The 18720-nt window shown below is 64.5% G+C and carries 22 protein-coding genes; 5 read left to right on the top strand and 17 right to left on the bottom strand.

The window, feature by feature from the left end:
* The first annotated feature begins 37 nt into the window (after positions 1-37).
* A complete protein-coding gene (locus tag ACY9XZ_RS09975) occupies positions 38-1480 on the top strand; it encodes an NAD(P)H-hydrate dehydratase (RefSeq protein WP_463456898.1) in 1443 nt (480 codons plus the stop codon).
* A 9-nt stretch (positions 1481-1489) separates the two neighbouring features.
* Here ACY9XZ_RS09975 and hflX read toward each other — a convergent pair whose 3' ends face one another.
* On the bottom strand, positions 1490-2800 hold the full coding sequence (gene hflX, locus ACY9XZ_RS09970; RefSeq protein WP_463456897.1) for a GTPase HflX: 1311 nt from the start codon (positions 2798-2800) through the stop codon (positions 1490-1492).
* 153 nt (positions 2801-2953) lie between these two features.
* A complete protein-coding gene (katG, locus tag ACY9XZ_RS09965; RefSeq protein ID WP_463457480.1) occupies positions 2954-5134 on the bottom strand; it encodes a catalase/peroxidase HPI in 2181 nt (726 codons plus the stop codon).
* A 233-nt stretch (positions 5135-5367) separates the two neighbouring features.
* On the opposite strand from katG, the gene ACY9XZ_RS09960 reads away from it, so the two are divergent.
* Positions 5368-5715 carry an FUN14 domain-containing protein gene (locus ACY9XZ_RS09960; RefSeq protein ID WP_463456896.1) on the top strand — a complete coding sequence of 116 codons (348 nt, stop codon included), beginning with the start codon at positions 5368-5370 and terminating at the stop codon, positions 5713-5715.
* Between the two features lie 15 nt (positions 5716-5730).
* Here ACY9XZ_RS09960 and ACY9XZ_RS09955 read toward each other — a convergent pair whose 3' ends face one another.
* The 6 genes from ACY9XZ_RS09955 to ACY9XZ_RS09930 form a co-directional block, all read right to left on the bottom strand.
* Positions 5731-6459 carry a ribosome assembly factor SBDS gene (locus ACY9XZ_RS09955; RefSeq protein ID WP_463456895.1) on the bottom strand — a complete coding sequence of 243 codons (729 nt, stop codon included), beginning with the start codon at positions 6457-6459 and terminating at the stop codon, positions 5731-5733.
* Between the two features lie 88 nt (positions 6460-6547).
* Positions 6548-7318, bottom strand: a complete 771-nt coding sequence (gene psmA / locus ACY9XZ_RS09950; RefSeq protein WP_463456894.1) for an archaeal proteasome endopeptidase complex subunit alpha — start codon at positions 7316-7318, stop codon at positions 6548-6550.
* 2 nt (positions 7319-7320) lie between these two features.
* Complete coding sequence (locus ACY9XZ_RS09945; RefSeq protein ID WP_463456893.1) at positions 7321-7806, bottom strand: Rpp14/Pop5 family protein; 486 nt, start codon at positions 7804-7806, stop codon at positions 7321-7323.
* A gap of 787 nt (positions 7807-8593) precedes the next feature.
* The gene (locus ACY9XZ_RS09940) at positions 8594-9301 is read right to left on the bottom strand and encodes an RNase P subunit p30 family protein (protein WP_463456892.1); all 708 of its coding nucleotides are present in this window, start codon (positions 9299-9301) and stop codon (positions 8594-8596) included.
* On the bottom strand, positions 9301-9726 hold the full coding sequence (locus ACY9XZ_RS09935; RefSeq protein ID WP_463456891.1) for an RNA-binding protein: 426 nt from the start codon (positions 9724-9726) through the stop codon (positions 9301-9303). Before ACY9XZ_RS09935 ends, ACY9XZ_RS09940 begins: the two co-directional genes overlap by 1 nt.
* A gap of 7 nt (positions 9727-9733) precedes the next feature.
* Positions 9734-9919, bottom strand: coding sequence for a DUF1918 domain-containing protein (locus ACY9XZ_RS09930; protein WP_137685012.1), 186 nt, complete (start codon positions 9917-9919; stop codon positions 9734-9736).
* A 150-nt stretch (positions 9920-10069) separates the two neighbouring features.
* Here ACY9XZ_RS09930 and ACY9XZ_RS09925 point away from each other — a divergent pair, with 150 nt between their 5' ends.
* A complete protein-coding gene (locus tag ACY9XZ_RS09925) occupies positions 10070-10639 on the top strand; it encodes an NUDIX hydrolase (RefSeq protein ID WP_463456890.1) in 570 nt (189 codons plus the stop codon).
* A 7-nt stretch (positions 10640-10646) separates the two neighbouring features.
* Here ACY9XZ_RS09925 and ACY9XZ_RS09920 read toward each other — a convergent pair whose 3' ends face one another.
* The 4 genes from ACY9XZ_RS09920 to thiC form a co-directional block, all read right to left on the bottom strand.
* Positions 10647-11030: a PIN domain-containing protein gene (locus ACY9XZ_RS09920; protein ID WP_463456889.1), complete on the bottom strand. Its 384-nt coding sequence runs from the start codon at positions 11028-11030 to the stop codon at positions 10647-10649.
* Positions 11027-11230, bottom strand: coding sequence for a DUF7557 family protein (locus tag ACY9XZ_RS09915; RefSeq protein ID WP_463456888.1), 204 nt, complete (start codon positions 11228-11230; stop codon positions 11027-11029). Before ACY9XZ_RS09915 ends, ACY9XZ_RS09920 begins: the two co-directional genes overlap by 4 nt.
* A 42-nt stretch (positions 11231-11272) precedes the next feature.
* The gene (locus ACY9XZ_RS09910; RefSeq protein WP_463456887.1) at positions 11273-12097 is read right to left on the bottom strand and encodes a hypothetical protein; all 825 of its coding nucleotides are present in this window, start codon (positions 12095-12097) and stop codon (positions 11273-11275) included.
* A 300-nt stretch (positions 12098-12397) separates the two neighbouring features.
* Positions 12398-13840 (bottom strand): phosphomethylpyrimidine synthase ThiC, encoded by a 1443-nt coding sequence (gene thiC, locus ACY9XZ_RS09905; protein ID WP_463456886.1) that lies wholly within the window; start codon positions 13838-13840, stop codon positions 12398-12400.
* Between the two features lie 118 nt (positions 13841-13958).
* Between thiC and ACY9XZ_RS09900 the strand changes: the two genes are divergently transcribed.
* Both ACY9XZ_RS09900 and ACY9XZ_RS09895 read left to right on the top strand, forming a co-directional pair.
* Positions 13959-14840: an extracellular solute-binding protein gene (locus ACY9XZ_RS09900; protein WP_463456885.1), complete on the top strand. Its 882-nt coding sequence runs from the start codon at positions 13959-13961 to the stop codon at positions 14838-14840.
* Positions 14815-15615 carry an ABC transporter permease subunit gene (locus ACY9XZ_RS09895; RefSeq protein ID WP_463456884.1) on the top strand — a complete coding sequence of 267 codons (801 nt, stop codon included), beginning with the start codon at positions 14815-14817 and terminating at the stop codon, positions 15613-15615. Before ACY9XZ_RS09900 ends, ACY9XZ_RS09895 begins: the two co-directional genes overlap by 26 nt.
* 17 nt (positions 15616-15632) lie before the next feature.
* On the opposite strand, the gene ACY9XZ_RS09890 is transcribed toward ACY9XZ_RS09895, so the two are convergent.
* From ACY9XZ_RS09890 to ACY9XZ_RS09870, 5 genes are all read right to left on the bottom strand, one after another.
* Positions 15633-16463 carry a molybdopterin synthase gene (locus ACY9XZ_RS09890; protein WP_463456883.1) on the bottom strand — a complete coding sequence of 277 codons (831 nt, stop codon included), beginning with the start codon at positions 16461-16463 and terminating at the stop codon, positions 15633-15635.
* 72 nt (positions 16464-16535) lie between these two features.
* Positions 16536-17009, bottom strand: a complete 474-nt coding sequence (gene moaC / locus ACY9XZ_RS09885) for a cyclic pyranopterin monophosphate synthase MoaC (RefSeq protein ID WP_463456882.1) — start codon at positions 17007-17009, stop codon at positions 16536-16538.
* A gap of 44 nt (positions 17010-17053) precedes the next feature.
* Positions 17054-17668, bottom strand: coding sequence for a MogA/MoaB family molybdenum cofactor biosynthesis protein (locus ACY9XZ_RS09880; protein WP_463456881.1), 615 nt, complete (start codon positions 17666-17668; stop codon positions 17054-17056).
* A gap of 109 nt (positions 17669-17777) precedes the next feature.
* Positions 17778-18260: a TRAM domain-containing protein gene (locus ACY9XZ_RS09875; protein WP_463456880.1), complete on the bottom strand. Its 483-nt coding sequence runs from the start codon at positions 18258-18260 to the stop codon at positions 17778-17780.
* An 85-nt stretch (positions 18261-18345) separates the two neighbouring features.
* Complete coding sequence (locus tag ACY9XZ_RS09870; RefSeq protein ID WP_463456879.1) at positions 18346-18663, bottom strand: DUF5783 family protein; 318 nt, start codon at positions 18661-18663, stop codon at positions 18346-18348.
* Positions 18664-18720 lie beyond the last annotated feature (57 nt).

Genomic DNA, 18720 nt, shown 5'->3' with positions numbered 1-18720 from the left:
CCGTAGAGTTACTTCACTGGCGGGCGAACCCGCGGGTATGCTCACCGGCTCCGAAATGGGAGTGGTCGACGAGAACGCCGCCGCCCTCGGCGTCCCGCGCAAGCAGTTGATGGAGTCCTCCGGTCACGCGGTCGCACGGGCGGTCCGTACCATCGCTGCCCCCGGCGATCAGGTCACCATCGTCGCCGGGCGGGGAAACAACGGCGGGGACGCGCTCGTCACCGTCCGCTTTCTCGATGACTACGACCTCCGCGTGCTCTTGCTGGGCCGCCCGGACGCCATCTCGACGACGATTGCCCGGGAGAACTGGGATGCCCTCCAGCACGCCGAGTACCCGACGGAAACGGTCACAGACTCCACATCGTTCGACCTCGGGAGTCCCGACGTGGTCATTGACGCGATGCTTGGGACAGGAATCGCCGGCGATCTCAGGGAACCAGAGGCGACGGCCGCCGCGGCGATGAACGAGAGCGACGGGACCGTCCTCTCGGTGGATGTCCCGTCCGGGCTTGACGCGGAGACGGGACGGCTGGCCGACAACGCCGTCGACGCCGACCACGTCGTCACGTTTCACGACACCAAGCCCGGCCTGCCGGACCTCGACGTGCCCGTCACTGTCGCCGACATCGGCATCCCCGACGCGGCCGAGTTGTTCGTCGAGCGGGGCGACCTCACCCGCCTCGAACGGGACCCCGCGAGCCACAAGGGCGACAACGGCGAGGTGCTGGTCGTCGGCGGCGGCCCGTACACCGGCGCGCCAGCGCTCACGTCACAGGCCGCCCTCAGAGGCGGGGCCGACCTCGTCCGGGTCGCCTGTCCGGCCGTCGTGGCACGGGAGATCCAGTCCTACAGCGAGAACCTCATCCTCAGACCCTTCGACGGCGATCACCTCGCACCGCCCCACGTCGATCACCTGGCCGAACTAGCGGCGGAACACGACACGCTCGTCCTCGGACCGGGACTGGGCGACGCAGACGCGACGCTTGACGCGGTCGGGGACTTGCTGTCCGGATTCGAGGGGGCGGCCGTCGTCGACGCCGACGCGCTGTCGGTGGTGCCGGACATCGAAACTGACGCCGAACTCGTCTGCACACCCCATCAGGGCGAACTTCTCGGTATGGGTGGTGAGACATCCGCGGACTGGCGGGAGCGGATGGGCCTCGTGGAATCGTTCGCGTCGGAGATCGGTCAGACGCTGCTGGTCAAAGGCCCCTACGACATCGTCTCCGACGGCGAACGGACCCGAGTCGGCCGGACTGGCAACCCGGGGATGACGGTCGGCGGAACCGGCGACGTGCTCGCGGGGGTGACTGGCGCGCTCGCCTGCGTTCAGGACCCGCTCGACGCGGCCGCCATCGCCGCCTACACTGTCGGCAGCGTCGGCGACCGCGTCGTCGACGAGCGCGGCTACGGACTGGTCGCAACGGATCTGTTAGACGAGATACCGAGCGTCCTGTGGCAGCGAGAAGGACAACCGTAGCGGCCGGGGTCAGGCCGACGCACCGACCAGGTCCCCGGCTTTCGCCCGGGACTGCTCGATGATGGCCGGCCGCGCCTCGAACTCGATGACCACCTGGTCGCCGTAATCGACCGTGTCGACGCTGGCGTGGTCGTGGATCCACGAGACGAGACTCATCGTGTCGTCGGTCATCGGGAGGACGAGCCGTTCGCGTTCGTAGTCCGGGAGTTCGCGGTCGATGCGCTCGGCCAGCTCGTCGATGTTGAGTCCCTGCTTGCCGCTGACCGCGACCGGGTTCGGGGCCAGTGAGGAGAGGGCGTCTTTCTTCCGGCGTATCTCCTCATCGTCGACCAGGTCGGTCTTGTTGAGGACCGTGACGATGGGCGCCTCGTTGCGTTCGTACAGCGTGTCGTGGCTCGTCACCAGTTTCTCCCGGATCTCCTCGACGGACTCGGAGATGTCGACGACGAGCAACACGAGGTCGGCGTGGTACACCGACCCGAGCGTGGACTTGAACGACTCGACGAGCCAGTGGGGGAGGTCCTGAATGAAGCCGACAGTGTCGGTGACCAGCACCTCGCGCTTGCCGACCTCGGCGCGTCGCGTGGTCGTCCCGAGCGTCGTGAACAGCCGGTCCTCGCTCTCGGCCGTGGTGTCAAGGTCGGGATGCAGGTCGTCGTTCTCGTCGACGTCGAGGTCGTCGGCGAGGCGACGCAGGAGCGTTGATTTCCCGGCGTTGGTGTAGCCGGCCAGCGCGACGAGATCGAACCCGGACTCGCGGCGCTGCTCCCGGCGGTGGCGTTCGGTCTCCTCGATAGATTCCAGTTCGTCCCGGATGTTGGCGATCTGCTTTTTGATGTCCTCTTCGCGGGACTCGTCGTACTCGCCCAGACCCATGAACCCCGGCCGCTCGTCGCGCTTGGCCAGGCTCGCCTTGGCCTCCGCACGCGGGAGTTCGTAGCGCAACTCCGCGAGTTCGACCTGGAGCTGGGCTTTCCGCGTCTGGGCCCGCTGGCCGAAGATTTCGAGGATGAGCCGGAAGCGGTCGATGACACGCACCCGCTCGGGGAGTTCGTTACCGATGTTGTACGTCTGGTACGGGCCGAGCTGGTTGTCGAAGATGACGACAGCGGCCCCTTCGCGGGCGACCGCGTTGCTCAATCGCGTTACCTTCCCTTCGCCGAGGTGGTACGCCGGGTCCTCCGTCCTGGTCTGTGTGATCTCGTCGACGACCTCGTAGCCGGCCGCCCGAGCGAGATCCCGGATCTCTTCGGTGTCGGCGGTGCCACTGTCGACACGCTTCGCGATGACCGCCCGTTCGGGTGTGTGTGTCGCCGTCACTCGGTAGAAAACTACGGCGTCCGATTATTTAACCCCCGGGGTGGCCCCGTCGGGTAGTTCAAAACACATGCCAGAAATGATACGGCGGAGCGGTGACCCGGTTTGCTCCGGCAGCGGAGCAGACAGCCCCGAGTCAGTGGGTCGCTGTTGGGATTACTCCAGGTCGTAGCGGTCGAGCTTCATGACCTTGCTCCAGGCGTCCACGAAGTCCTGGACGAACGTCTCTTCCTCGTCCTCACTGCCGTAGACATCCGCAATCGTGCGTAGACGGGAGTTCGAGCCGAAGATGAGGTCCGCGCGGGTTCCCTTCCACTTGACTTCGCCCGTCTCGCGGTCGCGGCCCTCGTAGACGTTTCGCTCATCCGAGACCGGCTCCCACGTCGTGTCCATGTCGAGCAGGTTCACGAAGAAGTCGTTGTTCAGCGTTTCCGGCTCGTCGGTGAAGACACCCAGGTCCGACCCCTGGTAGGTCGCGCCCAGCGTCCGCAGTCCGCCGACCAGCACGGTCATCTCGGCGGCCGACAGGTCCAGCAGGTCGGCCTTGTCCACGAGCAGTTCTTCGACCGGCGCGCTGTACTCGCCGCCGAAGTAGTTGCGGAACGCGTCCACGTCCGGCTTCAGCGCCTCGAAGGACTCGACGTCAGTCTGTTCCTGCGTGGCGTCCGTGCGTCCGGGCTCGAACGGAACCGTCACGTCGTACCCGGCGTCGGCCGCTGCCTGCTCGACGGCCGCGTTGCCGCCCAGCACGATGAGGTCGGCCAGCGAGACTCTCGTCTCGTCCGGCTGGGAGCTGTTGAACTCATCCTGGACGTCTTCCAGGGTCGACAGCACCGTCTCAAGCTCCGCCGGCTCGTTCACTTCCCAGCTCTTCTGGGGTTCGAGCCGAATCCGCGCGCCGTTTGCGCCGCCACGCTTGTCGCTGTCGCGGTACGTCGACGCCGACGCCCAGGCGGTCTTGACAAGCTGCGAGACGGACAGGTCCGTATCGAGGATCTCGGCTTTGAGTTCCTCGGCCTGCTCGTCGTCGATGATGTCGTAGTCAGCATCCGGGAGCGGGTCCTGCCAGATGAACGTCTCGTCCGGGACGTCCGGGCCGAGGAAGCGCTCGGGCGGCCCCATGTCGCGGTGGATGAGCTTGTACCACGCTCGTGCGAAGGCGTCGAGGAACTCGGGCGGGTTATCGCGGAAGTTCTCGATGATCTCTCGGAACTCCTCATCCCGCTTGAGAGCGATGTCCGTCGTCATCATCATCGGCGCGTGCTTCTCGGACGGGTCGTGGGCGTCCGGGACGGTGTCGTATGCCTCCTCGTCGACCGGTTCCCACTGCTTCGCGCCGGCGGGACTCTCCGTGAGTTGCCACTCGTAATCGAGCAGGTTGTCGAGATAGGAGGTGTCCCACATCGTCGGCCACTGGTTCCACGCGCCTTCGATACCGCTTGTGGTGGTCTCCGACCCCTTGCCGGAGTTCGGCCAGCCAAGGCCCATCTCCTCGATGGGGGCTGCCTCAGGCTCGGGACCCATGTCGTCGTCGGTGGCACCGTGGGATTTGCCGAAGGTGTGCCCGCCGGCGATGAGGGCGGCCGTTTCCTCGTCGTTCATCGCCATGCGGCCAAAGGCCTGCCGGATCCGCTTTGCCGACCGGAGCGGCTCAGGATTGCCGTCCGGTCCCTCGGGGTCGACGTAGATGAGCCCCATGACGGTCGCGCCCAACGGCTCCTCGAGTTCGTCGTTCTCGTCGATACGGTGTTCCTGTGGGGCTTCCCACTCGTCTTCGGGCCCCCAGTAGATGGCCTCGTCGGGCTTGAAGGCGTCCTCGCGGCCGCCGGCCCAGCCGAGCGTCTGCATGCCCATCGATTCGAGGGCGGTGTTCCCGGCGAGGATAATCAGGTCGGCCCAGGAGAGCTTGCGGCCGTACTTCTGCTTGATCGGTTCGAGCAGCCGGCGCGCCTTGTCGAGGTTCCCGTTGTCGGGCCAGCTGTTGAGCGGCGCAAACCGCTGTGTCCCGCCGGACGCGCCGCCGCGACCGTCAGTGGTGCGGTACGTGCCGGCGCTGTGCCAGGCCATCCGGATGAACAGCGGCCCGTAGTGACCATAATCAGCCGGCCACCAGTCCTGGGAGGACGTCATCAGGTCTTTGAGGTCCGCCTTCACCTCTTCGAGGTCGAGCTTCTGGAACTCCTCGGCGTAATCGAAGTCCTCGCCGTACGGGCCGATGTCGCTGGCGTTGTCGTCAAGAATATCTAAATCCAGCTTGTTCGGCCACCAATTGTGATTGGTCCGCGACTTAATCTCCTCCGCGTCTCCAGTAATCGTCCCCGCCTCCCCGTCGTCCATATCGTCAGTGGATGTTTCGTCAGCCATCTCTGAACAGTAAGAAGGATTCGGTCGTCGCATACAAATCTTTGGATATGAGTAAAGAAATGGTACAGTGTAGGAAATATTTCCCCGGGTTCTGCAGGCGGCTGTTGATTAGCAGTGATACGTTGCCCGCTGGCTCGTATCTGAGTATAAAAAGAGAGCTTCAGGGGAGCACAAAGGATTTAAAAACAGACAGTCAGGTACGCGGTATGGGTGAGTTCGTACTGCAACTAGAGGGGCTTGGCCTCCAGCAAATGGGCCTCGAGTTCGGCGGCGGCGGCCTTATCGGCGGGCTCATCGGGTTCGCCGCGAAGAAAGTCGCCAAACTCATCGCCGTCATCATCGGCATCGAGCTAGCGCTGTTCAAGTTCTTGGAGACGCGCGGCATCCTCGAAGTGAACTGGGACGCAATCGGCGGGGCCGCACAGAACGCGACCGGCACTGCGGGAGATGCGGCGGCGACGCAACCGCCGTCGTGGATCATGTCGCTGCTCTCTGCGCTGCCCGTCAGCGCCGGTTTTACTGCCGGCTTCCTAGTCGGGTTCAAGAAAGGGTAACGCGACGCCGCGGCGTCAACCGCGCGTACTGATGTCGTCTTCGTCCTTGATGATGCGGGTTTCCGCCTCGCCACTGGTGTGTTCGTTCACTACGTCATAGAAGTCGTTTTGCAGGCCAGCCGGGAACGTCAGGACGCCGACCCACGAGCCGTCCGACTGCCACTCCTCGCGTTCGAGGTCGCCGAACTGCCGGATCTGTGCCTGGGCGCTCCCGGCGTAGTCCGCGGGGACCTGCACGGCGACGGTGACCTCGTCGAACCGGATCGGGATGACCGGCCGGAGCGCATCGAGGGCGTCGTCAACCTGCGTCTCGACAGGTTCCATCGGGTCGACCCTGAAGTCCGTCTCTTCCAGCGCGGACTCGATGCGCTCCGGCGGATGTGGCGCGTCGTCCATCTGGGGATTGACCGCGTTGCGCGTGATCCGCTGGACGAGCTGTTTGTGCTTTTGCTCCTGCATCTCGCGACGCTGATCGGCCGTGATCTGAATTTCCCCCCGCTTGATGACTTCGGGGATGATGGCCATCGGGTCGGTCGTGTCGAACACCTCTTCGAGCATGTTCTCGGGCGGTCGGTCCCCCCGCGAGGCGTCCTCGAAGACGTCCTCTGCCGCGATAACGTCTTCGAGGTCGCCGTCGAAGTCATCGCGTTTTATCGCCAGCGCAGCGTCCGGATCCACCAGTACCTCGAACCGCTGGCCGTGGGATTCGAGGCGCGCCGTCACCGCCTCGTCAAGCGATATCATACCCGTCGGTAGCAGTGGGCCAGTTAAAGGCCTTACTGCGTCGTCGGACAGAAAAGAGTCCAGTCGCCCGCGAGGGCCGTCGGAAGCGTTACTCTTCCTCGGTGTCTTCGTCGTCCGCGTCTTCGTCAGTTGGAAGCAGGTCGGCCTCCGCGAGGTGGGCCTCCTTCTCCTCGTCGGTCAACTGGCCGAAGGTCTCCGTTTCGACGTCGACCGTGGCGACGCCGATGCCCTCCGGCGTGACCTCGTCCTCGTTGACCGACGCGAGGGCGGCCAGCGCGAGGTCGACGCCGTCGTCGAGGTCCATCTCCTCGTCGTAGTGCTCTTCGAGGTAGTCCCGGATGTCGCCGCGGTCGGCCCCGACAGCGAGGGCCTTCCACTCGTAGGGCGTCCCGGAGGGGTCGGTCTCGAACAGGCGCGGCTCGCCGTTGACGATGCCGCCGATGATGAGCGCAACGCCGAACGGGCGCGCGCCGCCGACCTGGGTGTACTGCTGGATGTAGTCGGTGATTTCCTTGGTGAGTGTCTCGACGCCGACCGGCTCGCCGTAGCGCAGCTGGTTCACCTGCGCCTGTCGGCGGGCGAAGTCGATGAGCTGTCGGGCGTCGGCGACGTGGCCGGCCGACGCGATGCCGATGTGGTCGTCGGCCTTGTGGATCTTCTCGACCGAGGAGCGCTCCATCAGCGGCGACCGGATGCGCTTGTCCACGGCGAGAACGACGCCGTCGCTCGTTCTGACGCCGATGCTTGCTGTGCCGCGTTTGACCGCTTCGCGGGCGTACTCGACCTGGTAGAGGCGTCCGTCCGGGGAGAAGATAGTGATCCCGCGGTCGTAGGCCTGCTGTTGGTTTTGTCCCTGCATAGTTATCGGAAATCGAGTGCTGTCGCGCCGACGAACGCGCCGTCGGGGGCCGCTTCGACATCGTAGCGCGGCGGCCGAACCGTAGCCCCCCGATCTGCGTTCTCGAACACGACGTGTCTCTGTTCAGTGGGTTCCGGCGGCCCGCGTATATACTTTTCTTCACAGGCGCGCACGGTGCCGCTAATCCCCCGGACACGGACACGAACCTCGTCGTCGTCGATGCTGTTCACACAGGCCAGCGCGGCGCGGGCCGGGTCGGTCTGGCCGCGTCTGGTCCGGACGATAGCCTCGGCCGTGCCGTCGTAGTCGTGGAACTGGAGGACTGTCATGTCCGTCTCGGCGCTGCCGGTGTCGCCCAGCAGGTTCTGTGCGGCGTACCACACCGCCCGCTGGAACGCCCGGCGGTCAAGCGACGCCGTCGGCCACGTCTCGATGCCGACGGCGAGATAGCGCCACCGGGGCCGGAGATGTTTCGGGAGGTGTTTCATGCGTGGTCGTTGGCGCGAAGGACAATGAGCGGTGCGGTGTGGCTACTGGCAGTTTCTGGTACTATTGATAAGGACAGGAAACGGTGTACCGGTTACTACAGTCCACAGCCCATACTTGTAGAAACAGTCCGAGAATCGATGTTGCCGTTGTCATCAATACGGACTTCTGCAAACCGGGAATTACAGTCGAACTGCTCAGTCGTTACTGGGTACGTGCCTGTCGTCTGTGTTGATTCATCAGTAACTCGAAGGAGATAACCATCCGGGGACCGAATTTCCAGTCGAAGCGTCCCATTCGGTTGAAGTGTTTCTGTACGGGTTATGAGTGACGAATCGGTGTTATTATGTATTAATTCTACAGACACGGTTCGGTTCGTCGGGCTATTATTCCAGACCTGGATTGGTAACCCCTCCCGACCGTCACCGACTTGGATGACGATAGTGGGTTCAACTTTCGTTCCTTGGTACGGCTCTGGAACGGATGGATCAATCGTTGGTGTGTCAGTTGTCATTACGTCGGGAGGGCCACTGAGGGTAGAGAGGGTGGGAAACAGGATTAATGAAGCGACGACAGCAGTAATGATAATAAGGAGTACCGTGAGAAACGGACGAAGATTCATGCAATTAGCCGTCAATCTCTGAATATATCTGTTTTATTGTTGTTGAGTCCGCAAATTTATCGACCAGACAGCTCACCACAGAGCGCACGGAACAATTTGGATTATTGCACACTCTCTATCAAGGGCACATGCTATTGTCAGTGGATCACACCAGCGCCAGTGTCTCGCTATTCAGCGTCCGCGTCGTCGTCTTCCAAACGAACACCCGGCTCGATGACGGCGTCACTCTGGCGTTCACGGTTGCGCTCCACGACGCGGCCCCACTCTGCCAGCCCCTCGCGGACGGTGTCGGCGTCGAAGCCGATGGTCTCGCCGACGGCAATGATGTCCCGCGGTGCCCGAATTTGCAGGTGATTGCTCGGCGACGCCGAGATGACAAACGGCGCGCCCGCGTCCTCGACCAGTTCCCGCAGTTTCCGGAGTTCCTTGATAGCCCGGACGCGACTGCCGCCGGACTCGCGAAGCACCGGGCCGAAGTCGAACTCGACGCGGACGCCGTTGTCGGCCGCTGCGTTCGCCAGCACGTGGTTGAAATCTCCGTCCTCGCGCATCGGATGGGCGAGTACGTCGACGGTCGGTTGCTCCACCGCGAACCGGTTGATGCGGCGGTCGCCGCCGTGGACGACGACGACCGTGCGGTCACTGCGGTAGTTCCCGACGAAGCCGCTAGCTCGTGAGGGGTCTTCGGCCCGAACCTCGACGCCGACCGCGACATCGATGTCGTACGCGTCGCTGATTTCGTCGGCGTCGTAGTCCGCTTGCGCGTCGCCGTAGTTCCTGACGACGATGCCGTCATAGTCCGATTCGGCGGCCGTCAGCGCGTGTCGGGCGACGGTGCTGTCGCCGTCGGGATGGGCATAGACGGCCTCGTACATCACAACTCCTCTAACAGTTCGCGGGCGTTTTCGACGGCCTTCTCCCGCTTTGCGGGGTAGGCCTCGACTTTCGCCCGGAGCGTGATGCCGTCGCCGCGTTCGACGCTCCCCCCGAACGCGGCCTGTTTGTCGAAGGTGAGAAAGAACGAACAGTTGTCGTCGACCCGGTCGTCGAGTTCCGCACGCACCGCGTCGATATCCGGCGCTGACGCGACCTGCGTGAGCACGTGGCGGATGTCGTCCGCGTTCTCGACGCGGGCCGAGAGGACGATAATGCGGTCGCCGTAGTGCCCCTCGCTTTTGGCGCGCTCGATAGGGTAGTCCTCTGGCAGGAACGTTCGGAGCGCCCCCTCGACGCGCTTGTCGTCCTCTGTCGCGTAGCAGAACGTCCGGAGGTCGACGTAGTGGAACGGAACCGACGACATCGAGGCCCTACTCGTCCTCGGCGGCTTCGAGGTTGTCCTCGGGGACGCCCTGTTCCTGGCCGTCCTCGAAGGAGACCGTGTAGTTAGCGTCGCCGAACATGGTCTCGACGACCTGCGTGATGGTACCTTCCTGACCGTCGTAGTCGCTGTGCTCGTCGTGGAGAATAACGGAGTCGTCCTCTTCGAATGCCATACCCGGCGGTACTCGGTGGCTCGTCAAAAAGGGACTGATTCAGTGTCGAAGGCTTATAGGCACCTCGCGCCAACTGCTTGCCATGAGCAGCACGGCAGGGGTCCCCGGATACTCGCCGCCACGGCTGGCGCTTCCAAAGCATTCGGACAGATGACGAGCGTCGACGACCTGTGGTTTCTCGCCGACGGCGCGTGTCAGACCGCCGAGCAGACGTATCACAAGCTCCGGGAGCAGTACGGCGGCTACGTCGAGTTCACGCGCCACCGCAACGTCCCGCGGCGGCGGTTCCGGGACGTGGCTGCGGCCGCCCGGGACCACGGCGCGCCCTACGGCGCACACACACTCGCCTACAGGGCCACCGGCGAACTCCTCCTCGTCCGCCACGAGGGCGTCGACATGTGGGTCCTCCCCGGCGGCGAACTCGACGGCGACGAGTCCATGCAGGAGGCCGCACTGCGCGAATTAGGCGAGGAAAGCGGCATCGAAGCGACCATTGAGGGGATGGCGATGCTCGGGCGCATCGAGTTCTACTGCGACGGCAACATGGCCTGGGGCGTCCTGCCGGTGTACGAGGCGCGGGCGGAGACGACCGACATCGCCGTCGACGACCCCGACCACGAAATCAGCGAGGCCCGGTGGTTCGACGAACTACCGGCCGATACGCGCGACCGCGAGGAAATCCTGGAGTGGCGCGAACAGCGGTTCGGGGACGGGGCGTAGTCGTTCGTCAGGAAAGCGTGACAACATCCATCATATCGCTGAAAGCCTCGAAATCATCGTCAGCAGTCACAAGTATGTCGCCTGTCGACTGCGCAGTCGCGGCTATCATCGTATCTCTGGGCGACACTGGCGTTCCTGCGTCCAGGAGGTTCGCCTGGAGATTCGCTGCCTCAATTGCTATCGATTCGGTGAAATCGAGTGCTTGAACGCGCCCAAAGGCCTGCCGGGTCTGAAATACGTCCGTTTTCCCGGGTCCGAATACTTCTCCCTCTAAAACCTCGTAGACACAGATCGAGGCGGTGAAAAGAGTGTCTTGGTCGTCGACGAAGGTCACGACCGAGTCGACGCCTTCGAGATAATCGATAATAACCGACGTGTCCAGAAACGTCATCTATCCCGCCCGAAGCTATCTTTTGACTCTTTGAGCCGTTCGCGTGCGGCATCGGCTTTTTCCGAACTCCACACTCCGGGTTCCATCGAATCGCCATCACGAGCCAACCGTGCCAGAAGCTCGTCGTACGATTCTCCCTCTCGCTTCAGCCGTTCGAGAAGGGCCTTGGTATCCTCGGAAACCCGGATCGTCGTGCTCATACGTATATGTCAAGTATACACTACTATATTCGTTTCGGGTATCTATTCTGGCCCGAAGGACTGCCCCTCGCGAGCGTCGGCGTTCATCCGCCGGATGGTCGCGCGGGCGTTGCTGGCGTCGTAGCCAAACAACACAGTTTCGGCATACTCCTCAGCAACTTCGACGGCCTTCGAGAGATCGTCCACGTCCACGTCGACGGCGTACAGTTCGATGCTAAAGGGCGTCGAGAGGCGGTCCTGCCACCCTTTTGCCAGAATCTCAAGCCAGTAGGTCGTCGAGTAGGCCATGTCGTAGATGGGGACGACGAACTCGTCGACGTACTCGGCGATATCGTCGACGGCAACGCCCGAGCGGGCTTCGAGGTGGCCGGGGTAGGGGTCCGGATACAGTGTGAGATACATCTCGCCGGGCACGCGCTCGCGGGCCTCGGCGACGAACTCCGTGATGACGTTACTGCGCCAGGTCGACCAGTCCTCGAATTCGCTGTCGGCGAAACGTTGCTCGCAGCGGTCACAGTGGCAGTACTCGTCCCGGGGGAAGCCCACGTCGTCGAGGCGGACATCCTCGTTGACGGCTGCCGCCTCCTCGATGATGTCGAGCAGGCCCTCGCGGTAGCGGTCGTGGGTCGGGCAGACGTAGGTCCAGTCGAAGTACGGCTGATTCCGGGTCGCCGGCGTCCCCTCGTCGTCGAACGCGAGCAACTCCTCCTCGCTCTCGACGGCGTTGTCGCCGAAACAGGACACCATGTTCACCGCGCCTTCGATTGGTTCGACAGCGCGGCCGGTCACGTCCTTGACCTCGTAGAACGCCCGGTCGAACTCGGACCACTCCGTCTCCTCCTCGTTACGGGTGACGACGCCGTACATACACGCTGGTACGGCCGTTCGCCGGGTAAGGGTTCGGAAAAACACGGGCGCTGCCGCTGACAGGAGTGGGTCCGTCGGAATACTGTCGGCCGGCGAAGAAGTGGCACCCCACACGAGACCGCTGAGGACCAGTGGGCAGGGCGGCCGACAGCACGGTTCAGGGAACGGTACAGCTCAGGGAGTCGGTCTTATCGCTTGACGTAGTACGCGAGGGCAAGCGCCATGACCGCGGCGAGGGCGATGACTTTCTTTTGCATCATTTCAATAAACGAACACCGATTATAAAGAACTATCGCCGTGCTAATCGTCGGCACGCCCTTCAGTATCGGTGCACGGATCGGCGTCCGGGCCGGCGATATCCGCCGCCTCATGCGTGCCGACTGGCGGCCGGTTCACCTCGGCTGCAGGGGAGTCGGCGAGGTCAGTCCGGTCGTCGGCGTCGGCCTCGATTGCGTCCATCTCACCGTCTTTCCGGGCGTCCTGGTCGATGCGCATCGAGCAGAACTCCGCGCCGCACATCGAGCAAAAGCGCGCCTCCTTGTAGTTGTCTCCGGGGAGCGTCTGGTCGTGGTACTCGCGGGCGCGGTCGGGGTCGAGCGCCAGGTCGAACTGCTCGCGCCAGTCGAAGGCGTAGCGGGCTTCCGAGAGCGCGTCGTCCCAGTCCCGCGCGCCCTCACGCCCGTTTGCCACGTCGGCGGCGTGGGCGGCGATCCGGTAAGCCGCGAGCCCGTCCCGCACGTCAGATTGCTCCGGGAGGCCGAGATGCTCCTTGGGGGTCACGTAACAGAGCATCGCCGCGCCGGCACGGCCCGCCTCCGTCGCGCCGATGGCGCTCGTGATGTGGTCGTAGCCCGGTGCAACGTCGGTCACGAGCGGGCCGAGCACGTAGAACGGCGCGCCGTCACACACCCGTTGCTGCCGTTCGACCTGCGCTGCGACCTGGTCCATCGGGACGTGGCCCGGTCCCTCGACCATCACCTGCACGTCGTGGGCCCAGGCAGTCCGGGTGAGCTCCCCGAGCGTGTCCAGTTCGGCGAACTGCGCGTCGTCGCCGGCGTCGGCGAGACAGCCCGGCCGGAGGCCGTCGCCGAGGCTGAAGGTCACATCGTACTCGCGGAATATATCGCAGATGTCCGCGAAGTTCGCGTACAGCGGGTTCTCCATCCCGTTTTCCTCCATCCATTGTGCGAGAATGGAGCCGCCGCGGGAGACGATACCCGTTTTGCGGCCGTCGGTCAGGGGCAAGTGTTCCATCCGGACGCCGGCGTGGATAGTCATGTAGTCGACGCCCTGCTTCGCCTGCTTCTCGATGACATCAAGCAGCAGTTTGTGGGTGATCTCGCTCGGCTCGCCGGCGCGTTTGACCGCTTCGTAGATGGGGACTGTCCCGATTGGAACCGGCGAATGTTCGACGTTTGCCGACCGAATCTCGTCGAGATCGCTCCCCGTCGAGAGGTCCATCACGGTATCTGCCCCGTAGTGGACGGCAGTGTGAAGCTTCTCCAGTTCGCCCTCGATGTCGCTCGTCTCCTCGCTGTTGCCGATGTTGGCGTTGACTTTCGTCGCGAACTCCCGGCCGATAATCATCGGGTCAAGCGAGTCGTGGCCGACGTTTGCGGGAATCACCGCCTGTCCGTCGGCGACCTGCTGGCGGACGAACTCGGGCTCGACGCCCTCGCGCTCGGCGACTCGCGCCATCTCCTCGGTGACGATTCCGTTCCGGGCCGCTGCTAGCCGCGTCATGATCACTAGGTTATACTACTTAGTTATAAACCTGTGGTGGGCAGTCGCCTCAAAGAGACCCCGTCAATACTGGGACTGACCCCAACACCGATGTACGCGAACGAGAAATAAGCGACCAATGGCCCGACGGACCCGTCGTGCGGTGCTCGCGGCGCTTGGGAGTGGTATCGCCGCGACGGCGGGCTGTGGGGCGTTCGGTCGGGAGCGGATAGAAGTACTGCTCGCGGGGAGCCTGCAGAGCGCGGCCAGCGAGACGCTCCAATCGCAAACAGATGTCGACCTCGCCGTCGAGGCCCGGGGGTCGGTGCAGGCCGCACGTTTAGTCGCCGACGGGAAGCGCGACCCCGACATCGTCGCGCTTGCGGACCCGGCCCTGTTCGACCGGGTCATGGACACCGACTGGCATGCCGTGGTCGCCAGCAACGAGATGGTGCTGGCATACAACCCGGAGACGGACGGCGGGACGCGCATTGCGGACGCGGACCCGTGGTACGACCCGCTCCGAGGGGGCAGCGTTTCGCTGGGTCGGACCGACCCGACGCTCGACCCGCTTGGCTACCGGACGCTGTTCGTGCTCGACCTTGCTGCCGACTACTACGACGAATCGGAACTCCCTGACGCAGTGCTCTCGCCGGACCAGACCTACCCCGAGACGCAACTGCTCGCGCAGTTCGAAACGGGGGCCGTCGACGCCGCGTTCGTCTACCGGAGCATGGCTATCGAGCGGGACTACCCCTTCCGGGAGTTCCCGCCGGAGATACACCTTGGCGACCCTGCTCACGCGGAGGCGTATCGGACCGCCAGCTACGAACTGTCGGACGGGACGACGATCACCGGCAGCCCCATCGAGTACGGTGCCGTCCGGCGTGACGACCACGGGACGACGCGTACAGCCTTCGAGACCGTCCTGTCCGGTGACTGGCTCGCACCACACGGATTTACCGTCCGTCAGGCGTATCCTCGACTAGTGGGAGATGTCCCGAGTACTGTCACGCGGTGAGACCGGGGCCGGCCACGCGGTCGGCGTGCGCGAACTCGTTCCCGTCCTGGGAGCGGTGCTGCTCCTGTATTTCGTCGTCCCGGTGATGGTGCTCGTGCTCACGTACTCCCCGGCGGCGCTGCTTTCGAGCCTGACGGAAACGTACGTCATCAACGCCGCGATCACCTCCCTCGTCGCCGCGCTCGGCAGTACCACTATCGCCGTCGTGTTCGGCCTGCCGCTTGCCTACTGGCTCTCGAAGAACACCGGCGCGCTGGCGACCGCCGCGATGGGGGCCGTCGTTCTCCCGCTCGTCCTCCCGCCGGTCGTCAGCGGGATGTTGCTGTTGACCGTCGTCGGCCCGAACGGCCTCGGCGGCCTCACCGATCTGGCGCTGACGCGGTCGCTGCTGGGCGTCGTCGCCGCCCAGACGTTCGTCGCGTCGCCGTTTTTCGTCGTCACCGCCAAGGCCGCCTTCGACGGCATCGACGACCACCTCGAAGAGGCCTCCCGGTCGCTCGGGCGCGACTGGGTCGGGACGATGCGCTCGGTGACGGTCCCGCTCGCGAAGCCCGGCCTGCTCGCCGGCCTTGTGCTGACGTTCGCGCGTGCGATGGGCGAGTTCGGGGCGACGATGATGCTGGCGTACTACCCGCGGACACTCCCCGTCCAGATCTGGGCCTCGTTCATCTCGGACGGGCTGGACGCGGCGCTGCCCGTGGCGGTGGTCCTGCTCGGTGTCGCGCTCGGGACGCTACTGATAGTCCACGCCCTCCGGGCGACGCCGTGGCGGTAGCGGTCGGTGTCGGAAAACTAGGACCGCTCGTGCGCCCAGAACTCCTCGTCGACGGTGACCTCCTTCTTGAACAGCGGCACCTCCCCTTTCAGACGGTTGATACCGTCTTCGACGGCGCGGAACGCCTCGGTCCGGTGACCGGCCAGAATGACGACGAAGACGATGTCTTCGCCGGCCTCGACCACGCCGGTCTTGTGGTGCAGTCGGACCGCGTAGACGCCGTCCCGTGCTTCGAGGTCCCGCCGGAGCGCGGCCATCTTCTCGGCGGCGACCTCGTCGTAGCGCTCGAACTCCAGCAGCTCGGTCGGCGGGTCTTCCGGCCCCTCTTGTGCGCGGACCCGTCCGGTGAAGGTCGCAATCGCGCCGGAGTAGACTTCATCCGGGTCCCGCTTGATATCTGCGACGAGCGTCTCCAGCGTGATGTAGGGGTCCCGTTCCTCCAGCGCCGAGACGATTTTGTCGAGGTCGGCGTCCGCGCCGTGGGGCGCGCGGTGGACGACGGGGTCTGCGACCTCGCGGTCGCCGAGGACGACCTTCGGAATGGTTGCGTCCGAAAACCCCTCGACGAGCGCGTAGTCGTAGTCGGGCGCGAGGGCGTCGAGCGTCTCATCGAGCGTCCGCGACTGCCCCGTCGCGTACCACTCGCCGTCATCGGTGAGCGCGACCGTCTCGGCCGCGCCGGCGTCGCGGTGGCGAGCCGTGTCCTTCCCGTCCGTGTCGATATCCGGCGCGTGCGTGCAGTGTTTGACCGTCGCGACACGTCCGGATCCGGAAAGCCGCTGTGTCAAACGTTCGACCAGCGTGGTCTTTCCCGTCTCGGAGTGTCCGACGACACCGAGGACTTGCATGCACACCAGTAACAGGGCGACGTAGATAGACCTTTTTCATGCCAGCGGCGCATCTGCAGTCGGTGGCCGCCCTCAGCGGTCGACGGTCTTCTCGACCACGCGGATATCTTCGATGGCCGTCGCGGGGTACTCGCCGTCCTCGTCTTTTTCGTTTGCCTTCACCATGTCCCAGACGACGTTGAGGCCAGTCGTTACGCCCTCAAGCGCCTCCATCTCGCAGCCGGTCTTGCCGACTGTCTCGACGGCGACCGTGATCTCGACGGCCTCGTCGCCGACGATGAACTCGACCTCGACGTTCGTGATAGGGATCTGGTGGCACATCGGCACTGTCTCCCAGGTGTGTTTGACCGCCTGTATCGCCCCGATACGAGCTGTCGTCAGCACGTCGCCTTTCTCCACCTCGTCGGCGTCGATGGCGGCGAGTGTGGACTCGGTGAGTCGAATCTGTCCGCGCGCGACCGCGCGGCGCTGGCTCTCGGCCTTGTCACCGACATCGACCATCTGTGCGTCCCCCTCCTCGTCGACGTGCGTGAACTCCTCGGGCATGCCTACCCGTAACCGACGCCGGCCCAAAACCGTGCGGGTCCGAGTTACCGGCGGACGAGCCCCAGCAGGTGACCCACGGCTGGCGCGACGAGTTTCTCCGCGCCTGTCCGGGCGGCGTTCTCGCTCCCGGGCAGACAGAACACCAGGCGGTCGTCGACGACACCGGCGGTCGCGCGCGAGGCCATCGCCATCGGCCCGACCTCCTCGTAGGAGAGCCAGCGGAACAGTTCGCCGAAGCCGGGTATCGGCCGGTCGAACAGCGGTTCGATGGCGTCGACGGTCACGTCGTCGGGCGTGAGGCCAGTCCCGCCGGTCGTCAGGACCACGTCGACGCCGTCATCGAGCAGCGCGGCGGCGGCGTCCTCGATAGCGTCCATCTCGTCGGCGACGAGACGGCGCTCGGCGATGCTGTGTCCCGCGTCTTCGCAGGCCGCGGCGATGATATCGCCGGCCGGATCGTCGTCCAGCGTTCGTGAGGACGAGACCGTGAGAACGCCGATGGCGATCCCTTCGGCGTCGTGAGCGTGGTGGTCGTCGTGAGCCTGGGCCTCGTGACTGTGGTCGTCTCCGCCGTGACCGTGGTCACTGTCGTGTCCATGCTCCCCGTGGCTGTGACGCGACTCGCTGTCACTGGCTGCCTCGTCGTGATCGTGTCCCATACCGGGGATGACAGTCGGCGGCAAAATATACCCTCGGCTGTGTGGCCGGCGACCGGTGGGCCAGCGCCGACAGAGCGCGAAAACCGTCCGGGTCAGCGGACCCAGTGCCTCACTCGTAGTACGGGAGGCGTTCGACGACCTCCGCGAAGGCGACGTTTTCGCGGACCTGGTCCATCTCGACGCGGAGGCGCTCGCCGACGTCCGCATCGGACACGATGACCACGTACCCGCCGTCGATACGCGCGACGCCGTCGCCCTTGTCGCCGATGTTGTCGATTTCGACCACGCGCGTCTCGCCTTCGACGACGGGCGGAGACGACGGTGCGAACTCCGGTTCCCTGCTCGGCTCGTCGGACCGGGAATCGGACTGCGGCTCGGATCGGGACCTGGGCTGAGAGTCGGATGTGGATCGGGACTGTGACTGTTGCGTGGGTGCCTCGGCCGCCGACTGGAACAGTGCGATCCGGTACAGCGTCTCGGGGGCCAACGTTCCAAGTTCGACCTCTTGTTTCGGAATCTCGATCACGTACGAGTCGTCCTGCTCCTCAACAAGTCCGGTAAAGAGACAGTGGAGAGCTGAATCGGTCGTCATTAGTATAATTGGTTTGGCTAGCACCGGAACTGCATTGATTCTGGTGTTTTCAATCCGCCGTGCCAACCGCAGCGGGGAGCGGTCGTTACTCGAACCCAAACAGCCGACGGAGTTCGCGTTCGATGGCCTCAGTGAACGCCGACAGAACCGTGTCGAACGTCTCTTCGTCGCCCGGCAGAGACTGCGCACACGCCGCGGTGTCGTCGGGGAGTCGAATGGTGAACCTCCCGTCGCCCTCGTACACCGGCTCGCTCTCGCTGAGAATCTGCCGGTCGATACCGCGAAGCACCTCGGAGTCGTACTGCCCGTGCAGCTCCTGGTACGCGTTCGAGTACGCCGTTTCGAGTTCATCGAAGTAGTGGACGTATTTCTCCTCGAACTTCTCGGCGTCGAACTCGGTCATGGGTAATGTGTCACCGGGGCGCGGGTAAAGGGTTCTGTGACTGGCGGACGAGACGCC

It is taken from the genome of Haloarcula sp. HT12 (genome assembly GCF_055271655.1).
Note: the sequence above shows the minus strand (reverse complement) of the source record. Positions and strands in the feature narration are given on the sequence as shown.